Source organism: Halorubellus salinus, assembly GCF_020567525.1.
Lineage (GTDB): Archaea > Halobacteriota > Halobacteria > Halobacteriales > Natrialbaceae > Halorubellus > Halorubellus salinus.
The window spans coordinates 132,458-150,675 of record NZ_JAJCVI010000003.1 but is presented as its reverse complement, the minus strand read 5'-3'; the positions used below and the strand labels follow the sequence as shown (position 1 = coordinate 150,675).

General features: G+C 69.7%; 13 protein-coding genes. 6 read left to right on the top strand and 7 right to left on the bottom strand.

The annotated features are described in order from the left end of the window. Nucleotides 1-3: 3 nt before the first annotated feature. The gene (locus LI336_RS09015) at nt 4-2,241 is read right to left on the bottom strand and encodes a S9 family peptidase (protein WP_227132792.1); all 2,238 of its coding nucleotides are present in this window, start codon (nt 2,239-2,241) and stop codon (nt 4-6) included. A 179-nt stretch (nt 2,242-2,420) separates the two neighbouring features. Between LI336_RS09015 and LI336_RS09010 the strand changes: the two genes are divergently transcribed. Further along, entirely contained in the window at nt 2,421-3,185 is a 765-nt protein-coding gene (locus LI336_RS09010) for a geranylgeranylglyceryl/heptaprenylglyceryl phosphate synthase (protein WP_227132791.1), read from the top strand. A gap of 64 nt (nt 3,186-3,249) precedes the next feature. On the opposite strand, the gene LI336_RS09005 is transcribed toward LI336_RS09010, so the two are convergent. The 3 genes from LI336_RS09005 to LI336_RS08995 form a co-directional block, all read right to left on the bottom strand. Beyond that, nucleotides 3,250-4,809 carry an outer membrane protein assembly factor BamB family protein gene (locus LI336_RS09005; RefSeq protein ID WP_227132790.1) on the bottom strand — a complete coding sequence of 520 codons (1,560 nt, stop codon included), beginning with the start codon at nt 4,807-4,809 and terminating at the stop codon, nt 3,250-3,252. 56 nt (nt 4,810-4,865) lie between these two features. Then, nucleotides 4,866-5,729: a DUF5694 domain-containing protein gene (locus LI336_RS09000; RefSeq protein WP_227132789.1), complete on the bottom strand. Its 864-nt coding sequence runs from the start codon at nt 5,727-5,729 to the stop codon at nt 4,866-4,868. A gap of 107 nt (nt 5,730-5,836) precedes the next feature. After that, complete coding sequence (locus LI336_RS08995; protein ID WP_227132788.1) at nt 5,837-6,769, bottom strand: winged helix-turn-helix domain-containing protein; 933 nt, start codon at nt 6,767-6,769, stop codon at nt 5,837-5,839. Between the two features lie 280 nt (nt 6,770-7,049). Between LI336_RS08995 and LI336_RS08990 the strand changes: the two genes are divergently transcribed. Further along, nucleotides 7,050-8,180, top strand: coding sequence for a COG1361 S-layer family protein (locus LI336_RS08990; RefSeq protein ID WP_227132787.1), 1,131 nt, complete (start codon nt 7,050-7,052; stop codon nt 8,178-8,180). A 402-nt stretch (nt 8,181-8,582) separates the two neighbouring features. Beyond that, nucleotides 8,583-11,183: an HVO_2072 family ArtA-dependent S-layer glycoprotein gene (csg, locus tag LI336_RS08985; RefSeq protein ID WP_227132786.1), complete on the top strand. Its 2,601-nt coding sequence runs from the start codon at nt 8,583-8,585 to the stop codon at nt 11,181-11,183. 27 nt (nt 11,184-11,210) lie between these two features. Here the strand turns inward: csg and LI336_RS08980 are convergent, their stop codons facing one another. The 3 genes from LI336_RS08980 to LI336_RS08970 form a co-directional block, all read right to left on the bottom strand. Then, a complete protein-coding gene (locus tag LI336_RS08980; RefSeq protein WP_227132785.1) occupies nt 11,211-12,236 on the bottom strand; it encodes a Cdc6/Cdc18 family protein in 1,026 nt (341 codons plus the stop codon). 62 nt (nt 12,237-12,298) lie between these two features. Beyond that, nucleotides 12,299-13,681 (bottom strand): hypothetical protein, encoded by a 1,383-nt coding sequence (locus LI336_RS08975; RefSeq protein WP_227132784.1) that lies wholly within the window; start codon nt 13,679-13,681, stop codon nt 12,299-12,301. Continuing rightward, nucleotides 13,678-14,265 carry a hypothetical protein gene (locus tag LI336_RS08970; protein ID WP_227132783.1) on the bottom strand — a complete coding sequence of 196 codons (588 nt, stop codon included), beginning with the start codon at nt 14,263-14,265 and terminating at the stop codon, nt 13,678-13,680. Before LI336_RS08970 ends, LI336_RS08975 begins: the two co-directional genes overlap by 4 nt. A 95-nt stretch (nt 14,266-14,360) precedes the next feature. Here LI336_RS08970 and LI336_RS08965 point away from each other — a divergent pair, with 95 nt between their 5' ends. The 3 genes from LI336_RS08965 to LI336_RS08955 all read left to right on the top strand — a co-directional run bounded on the left by LI336_RS08965 (nt 14,361) and on the right by LI336_RS08955 (nt 18,201). Further along, on the top strand, nt 14,361-15,056 hold the full coding sequence (locus LI336_RS08965; protein WP_227132782.1) for an HAD family hydrolase: 696 nt from the start codon (nt 14,361-14,363) through the stop codon (nt 15,054-15,056). 241 nt (nt 15,057-15,297) lie between these two features. Then, nucleotides 15,298-17,193 (top strand): S9 family peptidase, encoded by a 1,896-nt coding sequence (locus LI336_RS08960; protein ID WP_227132781.1) that lies wholly within the window; start codon nt 15,298-15,300, stop codon nt 17,191-17,193. 102 nt (nt 17,194-17,295) lie between these two features. Continuing rightward, nucleotides 17,296-18,201: an AEC family transporter gene (locus LI336_RS08955; protein WP_227132780.1), complete on the top strand. Its 906-nt coding sequence runs from the start codon at nt 17,296-17,298 to the stop codon at nt 18,199-18,201. Nucleotides 18,202-18,218: the final 17 nt, after the last annotated feature.

The following is an 18,218-nucleotide window of genomic DNA, read 5'->3' as shown; positions in this document are numbered from 1 at the left end:
CTTTCAGCTATCAGGCCCCTCGCGTTCCTCGTCGCCGCCCTCGTCGTCGCTCGTCTCGATGGCGGGGTCGTGCTCGCGGAACCACTCCGTGACGGTCTCGAGGCGGTGCGTCGCGGTCTCTGGCGGCCCGTACGCGTGGGGGAGCTCGGGGTAGACGACGAGTTTCGCGTCCACGCCCTGCTTCTTCACGCCGAGGTACATCTGCTCGGCCTGCGTCGGCGGGCACCGCCAGTCGTTCTCGCCCGCGGTCAGCAACAGCGGGTCCGTTATCTGGTCGACCTTCGTGACGCTGGAGAGCTCGTAGTAGCTCTCGGGGTCGTCCCAGGGTTCGCCGAACTCCTCGTCCCACCAGACGTGACAGTCGTCGGTCCCGTAGCTCGAGTAGAAGTCGTAGATGCCGTGCTCGGCGGCGCCCGCGGTCGCGACGTCGGTGTACGCGAGCACGAACGCGGTGTTGATACCACCTTGACTGAACCCGGTGACGAACACCCGCTCGGGGTCGACCCACCCGCGGTCGACGAGGTGCTCGACGCCCGCCTCGACGTCCCGGGCCTCGCGGGGCCCCCAGTCGCCACTGATGCTCTCGGCGAACTCGTGCCCGAAGCTCGTGCTCCCGCGGTAGTTCACGGTCAGGACGACGTACCCCTTCGACACCCAGTACGCGTAGTTGAACCGGAACCACGGCTGGTCGTACACCGTCGGCCCGCCGTGGATGTCGACGACGACGGGGTAGTCGGCGTCGTCGAGGTCGGCGTCGGCGGCGTGGTACGCGAGGCCGTCTATCTCGACGCCCTCGTCGCTCTCGAAGGAAAGCCGCTCGCACGCGACGTCGACGCGGTCGCGGAACGCCTCGGTCGCCGTCGTGAGGCGCGTCAGTGCGCCGTCGCTCTCGGGCGCCGCGCCGTCGCGGTCGCTCGCCACGGGGGCGTCCGCCGTCGCGACGTCGAGGTCGAGCGCGTGGACGTTCCGCTCATCGGCGCGCGTCAACACGAACGCGGCCGTCGAGCCGTCCGCGGCCACGTCGACGTCCATGAAGAACGCGCTCGTCATGTCGTCGGCCGCCGCCGGGAAGAGGCGCGTGCGCTCGCCGGTCGTCGCGTCGACGCGATGCAGGACCGTCTGGCCGCCGTCGCCCGTCGGCACTACGAGCGCGTCGTCGCCAGCCCAGAACGCGTCCCACTCGGGGAGTTCCAGGTCGCCGGAGAGGACGTTCGGGTCGGCGTTCGCGTCGTCCGCGCCGACGACGAGGTCCGCGGTCGTGTAGTTGTTCTTCGGGTCGCCGACCGTGTACGCGAGGTGCTCGCCGTCCGCATGCCAGCCCGCGACGCCCGCCCGAACGGTCCCGTCCGTCAGCACGCGATGGTCGCTCCCGTCGGACGCGATCGTGTGGACGTCCATCGCCCACGTGTCGTCGGCGTCCTCGCGCTGATAGCTCGCGAACGCGATCCGGTCCTCGTCGCCCCAGTACGGCGTCATCGCGTCCCCGGAGAGTGCGCTCGCCGCTCCGCTCGCGTACGCCTCGTCGAGCCGCTCTGCCTCCCGGTCGTCCACGTCGACGACGAACAGGTACGTCTTCGCCTCGTTCGTCCACCCGTGCCCGTTCGCCTTGTGCTGCGTGCGCTCTACCTCGATGGGCCCGCCGTCCTCGCGCTCCTCCAGGTACTCGGCCTGGTCGTCGGTCGGGTCGAGCGCCGCGACGACGACGCGCTCGCCCTCGGGCCCCCAGTCGAACGCCGAGATGCCGTGTTCTCGCGTCGTCACCTGCCGCGCGTCCCCACCGAGCGCCAGGTCGAACACGAACACCTGGGCTTGCTCCTCGCCGAGCGACGGCTCCTCGTCCTCGTCCCCGTCGTCGTCGTCTTCCTCCTCGGTCTCGGTATCGTCGACTTCTCCGTCGTCATCGCCGTCTTCCTCGTCTTCGTCCTCCTCCTTCTCGCGGGCGGCCCGCAGTTCCGGGTCGGGGTCGCGCGCAGCGAGGAACGCGAGCCGGTCGCCGTCGGGGCTCCACGCTGGCGAGCTCGCGTCGCTCGCCCGCGACAACCGATGCGGGTCGCGGCTGCCGTCCGCGGGCGCGACGAACAGCGACGTCACCGACTCCTCCTCCGCGCCGTCGAACTCCGTCGCCGTGAACGCCACGCGGTCGCCGCTCGGCGACACCGCCACGTCACCCACCTGCTGCTGGTCGTAGTACTCCGCCAGGGAGAGCGCCTGGTCCTCGTCGCCGCCTGCTGGATCCGTCATGAATCTGACGGGGAAGGCGCAGGTGAAGAACCTTCGGGTGGGCCGTCACTCCAACACACGGGAACTGCATCGACCGCCCCGTCGTCCCGAGCTACCAGCAGAGCGCGGTCCGCGGGGACGAGCACTGCCTCCGGCGGAGTCGAAGGACTGATATCGCGCTCGACGTGAAAACCCCGGGTATGTCCGTCGACTTGGACGCCGTCTCGCACGTGACGAAGGTCGACCCCGCGGAACCACTCCCCGGTGACCTCTCCGTCCTCGAACGCACGGACCTCGTCATCGTCGGTGGGTCGGACGGCGTCACCGAGTCGAACTCGCTCGACGCCATCGAACGCATCCGCGACGAGGTCGCTGGCGTCCCCGTCTTCCAGGAGCCGTACAGCTCCAGTCACGTCTCTCGCGAGACCGTCGAGGCCGCGGACCGCCTCGCCGTTCCCGCGGTGTTCAACGGCGACCGCGACAACTTCGTCGCGAAGCACGTCGAGTTCTTCGCGGAAGCTGCCGCGAAACCCGCCGAGGCGATGGCGTCGAAGGTCCCGCTGCTCGGGGGCGTCGTCGAATCGAAAGGTCGGGAGGCCGTCGCGGAGATGGCCGCTAACGTCATCGGCGAAGGCTACGTCGTCCAGCACCTCGAGTCGAAGGCCGCCGACGAGTCCGGCGTCACCCGCACGTACAGCACCGACGAGGTCGCGGGCGCGGCGCTGGCCACCGAATCCTTCTACGGGTTCCCGATCTTCTACGTCGAGTACTCCGGGACGTACGGCGGCCCCGCGGACGTCGAAGCCGCCGCGCAGTACCTCGAGGACACCACGCTCCTCTACGGCGGCGGCATCACCTCGCGCGAGCAGACCGAAGAGATACTCGACGCGGGCGCGGACGCCGTCGTCGTCGGCGACTGCTTCCACGACGACCCAGAGGGGTTCCGCGAGACGATTCCGAAGTGAGGCGACGGGTTCCGCGACGACATCGGAGTGACGGGGCCGATTCCGCAGCCAGGGAATCCTCGGGTCAGGCGTCGAACGCGACGAGGTACCCGTCGTCGGTGACGGCGTAGCCGCGGCCGTCGTGCGCGAGCGCCGCGAGCAGGCCGCCGCTGCCGTCGTGCCCGAACCGCTCGCCGCCGTCGTGGCCGTAGCCGCGGACGCGGTACGCGTCCTCGCCGCCGGCGCGACCGCTCGCCGCGAGCGCGACCACGCCGTCGGCGGTCGCGTCGAGCGCGCGACTCGGTAACCGGTGGTCGACCGCCCACGCGCGCTCGCCGGTCGCCGCGTCGAGCGCGTGGAGCCGCCCCTGGGTGTCGGTCGCGTACACGCGGCCGCCGGCGACGACCGGGCCGTCGACGACGCGTCCCGATAGCGTCGTACGCCAGCGCGCCACGCCGCGGGCGACCGCCCAGAGTGCCCCGCTCGTGTCCGCCACGTACACCACCGCGTCCGCAGTTCCGTCGACGTCGCTCCCGCCGTTGCCATCGCTTCCGCCGTTGCCATCGCTCCCGTCGTTGCCATCGCTCCCGTCGTCGTCGCTGCTGGCGTCCCGCGTTGCCGACACCGGCGTGAACGCCTCGTCGTCGCTCCCGGCGAACGTCCACCGCTCTCGCCCCGTCGCCGCCGACAGCGCGACCAGCGGCTGCCCGCCGAGGCCGGTCCGCTGGTTCCGGGCGACGAACACCACGTCGCCCTGCACGCGCGGCGTCCACGTCGGCGGCGTCCCGCGATACGACCACACCGTCTCGCCTGTCCGTGCGTCCAGGCACCGCGTCTCGCGCGTCCCGACTGTCAGGTACGCGCGCTCCCCGCTCCCGACGCCCGCGAGCACGTCCCCGCTCTCCACGCGCCACCGGAAGCCGCCACCGGGGGACCGCGCGGTCAATCGCTCGCCGGTCAACGCCACGCGCTCGTCGCGCGTCCCCGTCACCACCGCCTCGGCCGTACTCGCGGCGAGGAATCGGTTCGCGTCCGCCGTCGCGTCCGCCCACCGCGGCACCCCGCGGGTCACGCGCAGCAACCGATGGGCGACGCCACCGGGGCCGCCGTACCACCCGAGGACCGCGTACGCACCCAGTCTCGCCGCGCGAGCGCCCGCCGTCCCGCTTGCACGCTCGGCCACGTCGTCGCCGGCGACCGGTGCGACGTCCAGCACTGGCGCCGGCGCCGCGTACTCGAACCGGCGCTCGCCGTCCAGGCCGACGCCGTGCACGTACCCGGGGAACAACGGTCGGAGTTCCGCGTCCATCGCCGGTCGGTCGGCGTCGTCGTGCTCGCCCGCGCCCAGGAACATCGCGTCGCCCACCACCACCGGCCGCGCCGTCACCGGCACCCCAACGGGCACCGACCACGCCACCGCGTCGCCGGACGGCGGGTCGCCCGACGGCGACGCGTTCGGCTCCGAGCGCGTCGTCGCCACGCCGCCGTACCGCGGGTCCGGACCGAACGCGTCGTACGCCGTCGTCGCCGTCCCCGCAGCGCCCTCGCCGACCTCGCCGTCCCCCGTCAACGCGCCACAGCCCGCCAGCCCGACCGCTCCGAGCGTCGACCCCGCCACCGCCAGGAACCGGCGTCTCGACGTCACTACCGCCGCTAGCGACTCACCGAGCGAAAACCTTCCGGCGGCCGTGGCAGTTCCGGTCAGCCCTCGCGCGGGAGGTACGGGAGTGCGCTCGCCGGACAGAACTGCGGGGTCTCCGCGAGTAGGTGCCGGAGGACGTGGACGTGCCCGGAGCCGACGACGAACAGCACGCGGTCGTCGCCGCTCTCGATCCCCTTCCAGACGTTGTGGACCATCCGAAGGTTCCGCCGGTACCACTTCGCGAGCTGGTCCGGGCCGGCGTAGTTCTCGCCGTCCCCGAACCGGACGAACTCGTCGAACATCCCGTCGTTCGCGTGCAACGCGGCCTCCTCGTTCAGGTACCTGAGGTAGCCCGTGACCGTCGACTCGGCGAGGCGTTCGTCGAGCGACGCCTGCAGTTCGGCCGGGTCGACGCGGGGAACGTCCACCTTCGGTTCCGGTTCGTATCCGCTCTCCTGGAGCGCCTCGACGTCCTCGTCGTCGCCGAGCGTCTGCGGGACGTCCACCGGGAGGACGCGCTCGTGCCCGAGTCGAGCCGCGAGCCGGAACCCGATCTGGACGACCTCGCTCCGGCACGCCATCGTCTCGTCGTCGCGCTCGGGGTGCCGTGGGTCGAACGCGTGCTCCTCGTCGAACGCGACGTCGCCGTCGCGATATCGAGCGTACACCTCGTTCAGTTCGTCGACCCGTGCGGCCGGCCGTTCGACGGCCACGTGGTCGGGGTCGACGGCCTCAAGGCGCCCGGCGAGTGTTTCGAGTTCGCGCTGGCGCTCCGGGTCGAGGACGTTGTCGACGTCGACGTTCACCGCGTCGAGCCCCGGCTCGTCCATGTGGTGCGTGCCGAGCAGCACGACCTCGACCTGTTCGGGGGTCGGCGTCGGCCAGGTCGGCGTCTTCCGTGCGGCTGCGTTCGGTCGTTGCATACGTGCCCGTCGAACGCCCACCACCCCATTAAGTATTAGTAGAAATACACTTCAATCGGCGGGCTGATTGAAAGCCATTTCAACGACCGCGGCGGTCAAAGCCTCGATTACTCGCGCTCGACGTCGACGAGCTCGAAGTCGCCGTCGAAGGTGAACGTCCGCACGTCGTCGTCCAACGCGAGTCGTACGTGGACGCGCCGCGGATCGTCCACGACCCGGCACTCGCCTAACGGCAGGTGGTCGAGCGTCCACCACGGCCGCTCGCGGAGATCGATCCCGTGCTCGTGATGGAATCCGACGACCGCCGGGTCCGAGAGCGCCGCGATTGACACGGCCGCATGCCACCAGAACCCGCACCCGCGGCACGCCGTCACCACGAGCGCGTCCGCGTCCTCGCCCTCGAACCACGCGGGCGCCGCCGGCCGATTCGCACTCGCCGATTCGCCGGGACGCCGCACGCCGCGGTCCACCCGACCCTCGCAGTTCGGACAGAACCCGTGACTCGCAGCGACCTCCCACAGTGACACGTACCGGCCGACGACCGCGGGAATCGCCGAGCGCTCCCACCCCGCGAGCGCGCCCGCCGGCACGTCCGGATCCGCCTGCACGAACCCGCACTCGACGCACTCGATCGCCACGCCACCCTCGCGGAGTCGCGCGCGCAGCGACCCACCGCACTCCGAGCACGACCCTGCCGCGGGAACCGACCCAGGTTCGAGCGACGCCGTCACCCCGCCCGAGACGATCGCGCCGACGAGCCGCCACCCGGCGGGCGACAGCACGTACCCGTCCTCGGTCTTCCGGACGAACCGACCGACGAGCCTGTCCACGTGATAGTGGCACTGTCCGGGGTCCTCGACGCCGACCGCCGTCCGTATCTCACCGAACGACAGCGGGCCGCCGTCGGCCTCGCGGAGCGCGTCCAGGACGCCGACGCGCGTCTCGTGCGCCACGAGCTCGAACGCGGACGCCGCCGACACCTCCTCAGTGGCGACGCCGTCCCCTGCCTCCGTCCCGCGCCCGATCTCGTCCTCGCTCATGACGCACGAACGATCGCGTACCGACAAAAGCTCCCGCTTCCTCGCGACGACACCACCCCGTCACCGACGCGAACCGTTCGAAGCACGCACCCGTCGAGGAGGTGGTCGGACGAGTGCCGCCTCGCCTGGGACGACCGGAAGCCGCACCCGGTATCCGGGTGCTCGAGCACCTAGCGTTCGCATTACGAAACTGCACGAGGCGGCTCGTTCCAGCGGTAACTCCCGCTTCACTCGCGGTAGGTGCCTCATTGTAACGACACCAGCAAGCGAACCGCATCGTATGCGAACCGTACCAGTCGTCGCCGTCCTCGGCATCGCGCTCCTTGCCGCGTCGACCGGCGGTGTCTCGCAGGTCGAACCGCCGGACGAAGGCACCGTCCTCGGGAGTCCGAGTCTGAGCGTCGCCGCACAGGACAACTCGTTCGAGTGGGGCGACAGACGCGACCTCGCAGTCACCATCGCGAACGCCGGCGACCTCGTCCGTGGTGGCCCCGAACGGTTCGAAGACCGCGTCACCACCGCGCGTAGCGTCGAGGTTTCCGTCGCGACGGACAGACTCCCACCGGCGCTCGCGGGCCGGCTCCAGGTGGAATCCGGCCGCGTTCTCCTCGGCGAGCTCCCCGAGGGCGGCGCGAGGACGGTGAACCTCAGCGTCGGCGTCTCGCAGTCCATCCCGCCGGGCACGTACCAGCTCCCGGTCCGAATCAGCTACGAGTACACGTCCTTCGTGCGGTACGGCCCGAACGAACCACAGTACAACGACGCCGACCGAGAGGTCGTCGAGCGCGTCACGATCGTCGTCGTCGACCGACCCCGGCTGTCGCTGTCGGCCGTCCAGAGCACCGACGTCGAACCCGGAACGACGGGCACGTTCCGGTTCACGGTGGCGAACACGGGCACGCGGGTCGCGCGCGACGTCGGCCTCACGCTCGCAACCGACGGCACCGCCGTTGGATTCGGCGCCGAGTCAATCAGGCGGTCCACGGTCGGTGTGTTCGTCGGGGACCTCGAACCGGGGGAGTCCGCGACCGTCACGGTGACCGCGAGCGCCGCCGAAGCGACGGCACCGGGAACGTACCTCGTCGAGACGACCGCTCGGTACACCACGGGCGGCGGATTCCAGCGCGTCCAGACGGATCTCCGCAGCGGTCTCCGGGTCGTGGACCCGAACGCGACGACCCTCGACGAACGGCTGCCAGGCGATAGGCCGTGGGTCGACGGTGGCCGGTCCGTCACGACGCTCGAAACGAATGTCGCCAATCGCCGCCTGCTCAGCATTCCTCCCGGATCTCCCCTCTCCGAGCGAGCTATCGGACGAGCAACGGGACCCTCGACTTCACCCAGACTACTCACTCCTCCCTCTCGGTTACCCACCCACGGCCGGCCTTACTTCGTCGTCGACGGACGGTAGGCAACTCCGACAGCAGCGTCGCGCAGAATTACGGACCGTTACCTTCCCGTCTAACCCTGTCGAAAGCCTCGATTTCGCGTCTCTCGGCCCGTTTCTACTGGTTGCCAACCGAAGGGAACCGACGACCGTTCGACAATCCTGCCAACTGGTCGCCGGTCGATTCGGGTAACGGACCGACCGTTGACGCATAACTTACGCCCTCTAAATTTCCCGGGTCCCGGGGGGAGTAGACAACGCAGCGTTACGAACTGTCGTCTCATCATAACAATACCCGCTCGAAACAAACTCATGTCCACCCCATACGGGGGTGAGAAGTAACCAGGAAAACCACGACACTCAGACGCGACGACGAGACCGTACACACAACGTTAAACAAAATTAACACGAGAAAACTACTCCAACATGACAACCAACGCTGACCAATCGCGACGGAAACTCGGAGCCATCACGATGGTACTCCTGCTCGTCGCAGCCCCAGCTGTGGCGGGCGTCGCCTTCGGGTTGACCATCCAGCGCGGCGGAAGCGCGGGGAACTTCAACCCCGGCGTCGGCGGACCGAACGACGTCCAGGTCGCCACCGAGAAACCAGTCGTCTTCCAGGGCGAAGAGGACATCAACTTCCTCGGCGAAGACGGCACCCCGATCGACTCGTCACAACTGACCGGTGTCTCGGGCGACGCAGAGGGCATCCCGCTCGAATCACCGATCCCGCAGGACCAGGAACGCGGGCAATATACGCTCACCGGGTCGGGTGACGCCGCCGGCGTCGTCGTCCAGACGCCCCGCGTCACCGAACTCGAAGTACTGAACCAACGCGGCGTGGACGTTGAAGGCTCCACGGTCCAGGAGGACGAGACGCTCCTCGTTCGCGCCGAATGGAACTTCGAAGAGGCGGAGGACCTCGAACTCGTCATCCGGGACACCAACGGCGACGAGATCACCGGCGAGGTACTCGCTGACGCCGGAGCACTCTCCGAACAGCAGAGAAACGAACTCTCCGGGCCGTACGCGGCGAACCCACAGAAGGTGACGAACCCCGGCCAGCGCGGCACCGGAACCGGGATCGTCTACCTGCAAGGTATCGGGCAGTTCCAGGACGGTGAACTCGGTAACTCCACGGTCGACGCAGCCTACTGGGCGCTCGACGTCAGCGACGTGGACGTCAACGACATCACCATCACGGTCGAAGGCTGGGACGACCTCGACTTCGGTCCCGCCAGCCAGTCCACGTCCGTCAGCGTGCAGAGCGAAGACGACGTGAACCTCGACCTCGAAGCGGACAACGTCACTCGCGGTGAGAACGTCCGGTACACCATCCGTGGATCCACCGCCGGTGCGAACCACTACGTCGTCATCGAGGACAGCGAGTTCCGGAACGACGTCGTCGACGCTGACGTCTTCCGTGACGTCCAGGACGTCATCGACAAAGGCACGTTCGACACCGACGGCGACGGGACCGCCGACTTCGCGTGGGCGCAGGTCGAGATCGACGAGGACACCGGTGTCGGCGTCGGTCAGATCGACACCAGACTCCTCGACGACGCATCGATCAGCATCGACCTCTTCCAGGCGGACCGGTCGCTCGAGGACGTCGCGGCGGACCTCGGAGACACCGAGGACGACAGGACGCTCGACGTCGACCAGGGCGACCTGAACTTCGACAGTCCACCCGGCGTCTACGTCGCGGGTAGCGACGAGGACGTGCGCGGCACCGCCGCGCTTGGCGTGGACGAAGTCGTCGTCTACGCGCGCGACCAGGGCGACTGGGAGCTCCTCGACATCAACGAGGACGGCTCGCTGAACGCGGACGACACCCTCAGCGTGGACTCGACTGGCGAATGGGAGCGCGAAGACGTCGTGCTCTCGCAGGCCAGTGACATCTTCTCGATCCCCGGCCGGTACCGGATCGGCGTGGTCGAGGCGGACGACGTCATCTCGGACGGCGAGATCGCGACGACGCTGAGCACGTCCGACTTCTCGAGCGCCACGAGCTCGCAGATGTCGCTCGTCGTGCAGGAACCCGGACTCGAGGAAGCGCGGACGTTCCAGACGATCGACGCACAGGTCGCCGTCGAGGACGGAACGGTCGACGTGATAGGTACGGCGCCGGGTCTCGACGCCGTGCTCGCCGTGATGGTCGACTCGCGCGGTCGCGTCGCGACCGAGCGGATCACCGTCGACGACGACGACACGTTCGACGAGGACGACATCTCGTTGACGACGGTCGACGGACGGCAGCTCAACGAGGGCGATATCCGCGCCTTCGTCATCGGTCTCGGTCGGGACAGCGTCGCCGGTGACGGCGTGCTGCCCGGTCAGCCGAACGCGGAACTCGCCTCGCTCGAGAACTACGTCCAGAGCTTCGGTACTGGATTGACCCAGTCACAGATCGTCGCACGCCTCAAAGACGAGACCACGAACGAGGTTGCGAGCGACGACCTCGCCATCGAGGAGTCGTTCCGGCTTACCGACGGCGCGACGTCGATCGAGACCGTCGGGCCCGCCGGGAGCGTCTCCGATGGCGAAATCCAGGATGTCCCCGTCGGCGACCAGATGATCGTCGCCGGGCTGACGAACCGGAAGCCGGACGATAACTCCATCTCCGTCGAGGTCATCAGTGGCCCAAGTGCGAACGACTTCGAGACGAACTCGACCGACGAGTGGGGTCTCTCCGGTCGCTGGACGCTCGCACTCTCCACGGACGACGTGGAGCCCGGCACCTACACGATCGAGGTGGACGACGGCGACAACACCGACACCGTCCAGGTCGAGATCGTCGCGGCGGATGGAGGCAACGGTAACGAGACGACGGAACCACCGGCAACGACGACGGAAGAGCCGGCCACGACTGCAGTGAACGAGACCGAGGGGAACGAGAGCGCGGCCGTCCAGCCCGCGGGTGACGCGAGTCCCGCTCGGAGCGGCCTGTCCGGTCTCGTCCTGCTCGCGCTCGCGCCGCTCGCGCTCGGCTACATGGTCGTCCGTCGCAGGAACCGGAGCTGACGACAAGCGCTTCGTCCCCTTCTTCTTTCAGGCGCCCGGCGACGGGAGGTCGTCGTCGACGACCTCGTACACGCGACTGCGGCTGGAGCCGCTCGCGAGGAGGAGGTCGTACTGCTGCATCTTCGAGAGGTACGAGCGAACCGAGCGCTCGGACTTCGGGTCGTCGACGCGCTCGCAGTACTCCTCGTAGATGTCGCCGGGACTGACGGGGCCGTGCTCGCGGACGACCTCGAACACCGCGACCTGGTCGGGGGTGAGGTTCGCGACGTCGGCCTGACGCATCTCGGTCTCCGCGGTCGGCACCGCCCCCTCGATGACGTCGTCGGTTATCTCGTCGGCGTCCTCGCGTTCCGCGGCACGCGCCGCACTCCGCAGGATGCCGATGGCGAGCCGCGCGTCGCCCGCTGCCGCGTCCGCGATGCGCTCGAGTTGCGCGGTCGTGACGACGTCGCGCTCCAGGCCGTTCTCGACGCGCGACTGGAGGATGGAGACGAGCTGGTCGGCGCCGTACGTGTCCATGCGGACGTGTTCGCTCGACTGGAGGCGCGACCGCAGCCGGTTCCCTTCGGGCGCGTACAGGTCCTGTTCGCGGTTCGCGACCACCACGACCGCGTACTGCGGGAGCCCGTGGAGGTCGTAGATGATACCGGGGTCCTCCAGTTGGTCGGCCTCGTCGAGGACGACGACCGCGCGCTGGTCCGCGTTCTCCACGCGGTCGACGAGGACGTCAGTCGGCGTCGACTGCCGATGCACGTCCACGGTCCGCCCGACGTGCTCGAGGACGCTGTAGAGCGCCCGATATCGCGTGTAGTTCCGCCAGCAGTTCACGTACACCGTCTCGACGTCGAGCGTCGCCTCGCGGAGCTTCCCGGCGACGAACCGCGTCAGGCACGTCTTCCCCGCCCCCGAGGGGCCGGTGACGACCGCGGTGTCGGCGGACTCCCCTCTCGTCAGGGGGTCGAGCACCGACGACAGGTGGTTCACCTCGCCGTCCCGATGCTCGACCTCGCTCGGCACGAAGTCCGTCCGGAGCACGCGCGCGTCCCGAATCACGTCACGGGCTTCGAAGAGCGTCGACGTAACGTCTTCGGGAGTCGGCGACGCCCTGGACGCTCTCACTCGGCGGCGCGCAGGAGGCCGACGAGTTCCTCGCTCGCTCGCGTCGCCGCGTCGGCGTACCTCGCGACGTACCGGTAGACCGCGAACGCTCGCCTGGGGTCGCTGTTCCGGCCGGTCCGCAGTTCGCCGTCGCCGTCCCGGAGTGCGACGTACGCTGGCTCCAGCAACCGCCGCTGGAGACCGGTCGGGCCAGCGTCGAGCGTCTGCTCGATCGCGTCGACCGCTCTCGTCCGCTCGTCGGCGACCGTGCTCGCGGAGACGTCGACCGACCCACCACTGGATTCGGCGTCGTCCACGGCCGCCGCGAACGCGTCCACGGCGGCGCGGCGCTTCGCGGCGAACAGCGCCGTCCGCGCGTACTGCGAGTCGTGCTGGACGTCGTTGAACGCGCGCTTGGAATACTCCCGCAGGTACTCGCGTGCGACGTCGAACCCGTACCCGGCAACCGAGTCGCCGGGGTCGGTCGACAGCCCGGCGCGGCCGTCCTCCAGCGCGCGGTCGTCGCGGTACTCGACGCGGTTCGCGCGCCGCGACAGCCACATCGCCGCCGCCGCCAGCGCCGGCCGGTACCGGCCCGCGTCCGCGGTCGCGACCTGCTCGCGGTACGCGTCGAGGTCGTCGAGCAGCGCGTCCGCCGTCGCCACCTTCCCGCGGAGGTGCCCGACCTCGCGCCAGCCAGCAAGCGGGTCGTCGGGGAACCGCGGCCACGGCGCGAGGTCGACCTCGACGCGTTCGACGAGGCCCTCGAAGAGCGCGTGCACGAGGAGCGCTCGCGTCGGCGACGGCGCGCGGTACGCCCACGCGCGCCGGAAGCCTGCGAGCCGGTCGCGGGCGTCGTCCCGGAGTCGCTCCAGCTCGCGCTCGGTGACGTCGCCCGTCGCTGCGAGATACTGGAAGTGGAGGTCTGCAGCGTCGGCGCGGACGTCCCGGGCGTCGTGCAGCCGGTGCTCCGCGCTCCGGTCGTCGGTTTCGCCCGACCCGCTCCCGTCGTCGCTGGGCTCGCCGCCGTCCGCGTCGCTCGGCCCCTGTACGCGCAGCGTCTCCGCGACCCGCTCGCGGTTACTGGCGAGTTCGTCCGCGACGACGCCGTTCGGGAGGCTCGGGTCGTCGGACACCTGCTCCAGATGGTCGCGAGCGTGCTCGCGGTGGTCGGCAATCATCGCCTCGTCGATCTCGACGGGATGCGTCGCGGGACGTGACGGGTCCGGGCCCTCGGCGACCTCGCTCAGGGCCGCACGGTCGTAGCCGCTGCCGCCGAGCGAGAACGAGCACCCGGCGAGTGCCGTGGCGATGCTCGCGCTCGCCGCGCCCGCGAGGACGCGTCGCCGCGACGCCCCGGTCCCCCCGCAGGAGTCACCTCCGTCGTCGCGGTCGGTCATCGTCCGTCACCTCCAGCGTCTCGCGGACCGAGCCGGTTCGAGCACTCGGAGCCCTCCGTGACGGAGAGGCGGTTGCGGTCGCGAGCGTCCACGGGGATGCGGAGCGCGAGCAGCGTCGTCCGGTCGGCGTCCGCGCTGCAGGGTTCGTCCGCGGGGCGCGTCTCGGTGCAGAGGTAGGCCGATATCTCGTCCGGCTTCGCGGTCGGCCGGTACGCGTCCAGCCGGTAGCACGCACCGTGCTGGCGCTGGAACACGATGACGGCGGCGTCCTCGAACGCGGTGTCGTCGAGGAACGATTCGACGTCGGTCGTCGCGTCCGTCGGGAACGTCAGTTTCTCGCGGTCGTCGGCCGTCCCGACGAGCCACTGTCCGCTCGGCGCCTGGTCCTCGTCCGGCCAGTCGACGAGGCGCTGCTCGTCCTCGACGACGGCGCGCTCCGTCTCGTAGTCCGTGATAGGCGTCCCGAGGCGTTCGCCGCGCGGACGCTCGCGCTCCGAGTTCCCGGTGAGTGCGCTGCAGCCTGCGAGGCTCGCTGCGACCGCGCCAGCGGTCGCTCGGAGCGCTCGACGTCGCGTGGAGGGCATCGGTCGAGGTAGTCCGACCCAGAGTGCAAGTGTCTTGTCATCGCTCCCGGGCCGGAACCCGTGGATGCAAGGGCTCGTGCTGCGTTCCTCCGGGCATGACCGAGCCCGAAGCCGACCTCGAGAATCGACGCATCGACGCCGTGATATTCGACATGGACGGCGTGCTCGTCGAGTCCGAGTCGTACTGGACCGAGGAGATGCACGACATCATCGACGTCGCGTACCCGCCGGCGGCCGAGGTGACGCCCGCGGACCTCACGGGCGTGAGCATCTACGACCAGTACGACACGTTCGGCGCCGACCTCGACATGAACGTGACTCGCGAGGAGTACTTCGCGCTCTACGACGACGTCGCGGAGAGCATCTACCTCGAACGCGCCGACGTCACCGAGGGCGCGGCCGAACTCGTCCGCGAACTGCAGGACGCGGGGCTCCCCGTCGGATTGGCGACGTCGTCGTTCCCGCAGTGGGTCGAGTGGACGCTCTCGCGCCTCGACCTCGAGGACGTCTTCGACGCGGAGGTGCTCGCGCCCGAACTCGACGAGCCGGGGAAGCCCGAGCCGTTCATCTACGAGGAGGCCGCGCGACGCCTGGGCGTCGCGCCCGAGCGCTGTCTCGTCATCGAGGATTCAGCGAGCGGCATCGAGGCGGCGGCGCGCGCCGGCGCCATAGTCCTCGCCTATCGGTCGCCGGACTCCGACGGCGAGCAGGACGTCTCGCGCGCCGACGCGGTCGCGGACGGTCCCGCGGAACTGCGCGAGCGCGTCCGCTCGCTCGCACTCGACGCCTGAACGCGTCGAGTGGTCCGACGAGTGGATCGACGCCGCACCTGGACCACCAGAAGAACTAAATCCCCGGCGGTCGAATCTGTAAGAGAAGAAGACTGTACTTCGAAACAACAATTCTTTTCCGTAGCGACCGCTTCGAATCTCACGTACCTACACAGCTGCCCAGAAGCGCCACGGTCACCGACCGCGGCCACCCAGTCGACGACCCGATGGACCGCACACCGACCACACCACCAACCCCATCATGACAGACGCTAACGACGCCCAACAGGCCACGACGCGCCGCGCAGGAAGCGACGACGACACCCTCGAAGCCCTCGCCTCCCTCCCCGATTTCTACCATCCGACGGTGAGCCCCGACGGCGACCGGGTCGCGTACTACCACGACGAGACCGGGCGGAACGAGCTCTACGTCCTCGACGTCGAGTCCGGCGACCGCACGCAGGTCAGCGACGGGAACGTCCCCGAGAACGCGATGTACCCCATCGCGTGGGACGCCGACGGCGACCGCGTGTTCTTCCATCAGGACGAGGACGCCGGCGACGAGCAGAACGATGTCTACGCCATCACGCTCGACGGCGACGTCGAACTCGTCGTCGAGACCGACGGCCAGACCGTCCTCCAGGACGTCTCCCCGGACGGCTCCCGGCTCCTGTACTCGACGACCGCGACCGGCCAGATGAACCTCCACGTCCACGACGTCGAGACCGGCGACTCGACGCAACTCACCGCGTACGACCGACCGGTCGTCCTCGGGCAGTTCTCGCCCGACGGCGACCGCGTCTCCTACCGGACGAACGAGCGCGACGACCTCGACAACGAGGACCCCTACGTCGCCGACCTCCCCGACCGCGACGCGGACGCGGCAGCCGACGGCGAGGGTGCCGCCGTGGACGCACGACGCCTGGACGTCGGCGACGTCGGCGCGGAGACGAGCATCGTCGACTGGTTCCCGAGCGGTGACGCCGTCCTCCTCGCCGACGACAGCGAGGACACCACTCGCCCCGGCGTCTACGACCTCGACGCCGGGACGGTGACGTGGTACGGTTCGCCGGACCACGAGGAGGTGCCCGCGTTCGTCCTCCCCGACGGCGAGGGGTTCCTCGCGCGTCGAGCGCGCGACTGCGCGGAGGTCGCCGTCCACTACGAGCGCGAGGACACCGACGCCGCCACGGAGTTCGACCTCCCCGAGGGCGTCGCGATGTTCCCCGGGTCGAGCGCCGACGACGGCGTCCTCGCCGACGGTCGCGTGCTCGTCACGCACGAATCCCCGACCACCCGCCAGCGCCTCCTCGCGTACGACCTCGACGCCGACGGAATCGACACCCTCGTCGACGCCGAGTACGGGCGGTTCGAGCCCGAGGACTTCGCGCCCTGCGACGTCGTCACGTACGAGTCCACGGACGGCCTCGAGATCGAGGCGCTCGTCTACGACTCGGGCGAACGCCCGTCGCCCGCCATCGTGATGGTACACGGTGGACCGAGCGCGCACGAGTCCCGGCGGTTCAACGAGCGCGTCCAGTTCCTCGTCGACGAGGGCTACAGCGTGCTGCTCCCGAACTACCGCGGGTCCACGGGCCGCGGCCGCGAGTTCAAGCACCGCATCAACGGCGACTGGGGCGGCATGGAGCAGGTCGACGTCGCCGAAGGCGGTCGCTGGCTGAAACGCCAGGAGTGGGTCGACGAGGACCGCGTCGCCGTCTACGGTGGGTCCTACGGCGGGTACTCGACGTACATGCAGCTCGTGCAGCGACCCGAGTTCTGGAGCGCCGGCGCGGCGTTCGTCGGGATGACCGACCTCGAACTGCTGTACGAGGAGTCGATGCCGCACTTCCAGTCGTACCTCGAACAGCTCGTCGGCGACCCCGACGAGGACGCCGAGCTCTACCGCGACCGCTCGGCCATCACGCACGTCGACGACGTGACGGACCCGCTCCTGATGGTCCACGGCGTCAACGACCCGCGCTGTCCCATCTCGCAGGCGCGGACGTTCCGCGACGCACTCCTCGAACGCGGCTGGGAGGAAGGCGAGGAGTTCGAGTACGTTGAACTCGGCGAGAAGGGGCACACGTCGACCGACGCCGACCACAAGATACGGACGTTCCGCCTGATGGCGGACTTCTTCGACCGACGGCTCTAGCCGCTCGCGCTCCCGCGGGACGCTCCCCTGGGGACGTCAGGAGTCGGTGATGGCGACTGCGCGAACCCGAAGCGTGAAGGCCGCGAGTCGACTGCGTCCGGTGTGAGTCTCGCCGAGCGGTTCGCGTTCATGTTCGCGCTCGTCGTCCTCGGGTTGCTCGCGCGACGCGGCGGCGTCCTCACCGACGCTCGCAACGAGCGCCTCGGCCAGCTCGCGTTCTACGTGCTCCTGCCGGCGCTCGTGTTCTCGTCGACGCACGACCGCGACCTCGCGACGCTCGTCTCCCCGGAACTCGTCCTCGGGCTCGTCGCCGTCATCGGCTCGCTCCTCGCGCTCGCGTGGGTCGCGAACCGTCGCGGCGCCGACGACCGGCGGAGCGTCGCGCTCGTCCAATCCTATCACGGGAACCTCGGGTACTTCGGCGTGCCCGTGGTCGCCGCGACGCTCGGCGTGACCGCGGCCGCGACCGCGAGCGTCGTCCTCGGCCTCGCCTCGCTCGTCCAGATCCCGGTCACGATACTCGTGCTCGTGACGATCAACGACGCCGACGCTGCCGTCGCTGGCGAACTCCGGAGCGTCGCGACGAACCCCGTGCTCCTGACGCTCGCCGCGAGCCTCGCCGTCGCGTCCCTCGACGTCACCGTCCCCACGGCGGTCGACGCCGGCCTCGCGCCGTTGTCCGCGCTCGCACTCCCCGTCGCGCTCGTCGCCGTCGGCGGGTCGCTGCGCGCCACCGGCTACGGTTCGTCGCTCGGTCGAACCGGTCGCGTCGTCGCACTCAAGGTCGTCGCGATGCCCGTCCTCGCGTGGCTCGTCTTCACGACGCTCGCCGTCGACCCGCTCGTCCGCGACACCGCGGTCGTGATGCTCGGCGCACCCACCGCCGTCTCGACGTACGTCTACGCGACCGAACTCGGCGGGGACGCGACGTTCGCGTCCCTGAACGTGTTCGCGACCACGCTCGCCGCACTCGGGACGCTCTTCGCCTTCCTCCAGTTCCTCGCGTGAGCGCTCCCGCCGCCAGC

What these genes read in the sequence shown, in the direction of transcription:
- LI336_RS08995 (WP_227132788.1), bottom strand. Translation starts at nt 6,769, where the DNA reads ATGAGCGAGGACGAGATCGGGCGCGGGACGGAGGCAGGGGACGGCGTC.
- LI336_RS09010 (WP_227132791.1), top strand. Translation starts at nt 2,421, where the DNA reads ATGTCCGTCGACTTGGACGCCGTCTCGCACGTGACGAAGGTCGACCCC.
- LI336_RS08965 (WP_227132782.1), top strand. Translation starts at nt 14,361, where the DNA reads ATGACCGAGCCCGAAGCCGACCTCGAGAATCGACGCATCGACGCCGTG.
- csg (WP_227132786.1), top strand. Translation starts at nt 8,583, where the DNA reads ATGACAACCAACGCTGACCAATCGCGACGGAAACTCGGAGCCATCACG.
- LI336_RS09015 (WP_227132792.1), bottom strand. Translation starts at nt 2,241, where the DNA reads ATGACGGATCCAGCAGGCGGCGACGAGGACCAGGCGCTCTCCCTGGCG.
- LI336_RS09000 (WP_227132789.1), bottom strand. Translation starts at nt 5,729, where the DNA reads ATGCAACGACCGAACGCAGCCGCACGGAAGACGCCGACCTGGCCGACG.
- LI336_RS08975 (WP_227132784.1), bottom strand. Translation starts at nt 13,681, where the DNA reads ATGACCGACCGCGACGACGGAGGTGACTCCTGCGGGGGGACCGGGGCG.
- LI336_RS08970 (WP_227132783.1), bottom strand. Translation starts at nt 14,265, where the DNA reads ATGCCCTCCACGCGACGTCGAGCGCTCCGAGCGACCGCTGGCGCGGTC.
- LI336_RS08960 (WP_227132781.1), top strand. Translation starts at nt 15,298, where the DNA reads ATGACAGACGCTAACGACGCCCAACAGGCCACGACGCGCCGCGCAGGA.
- LI336_RS08990 (WP_227132787.1), top strand. Translation starts at nt 7,050, where the DNA reads ATGCGAACCGTACCAGTCGTCGCCGTCCTCGGCATCGCGCTCCTTGCC.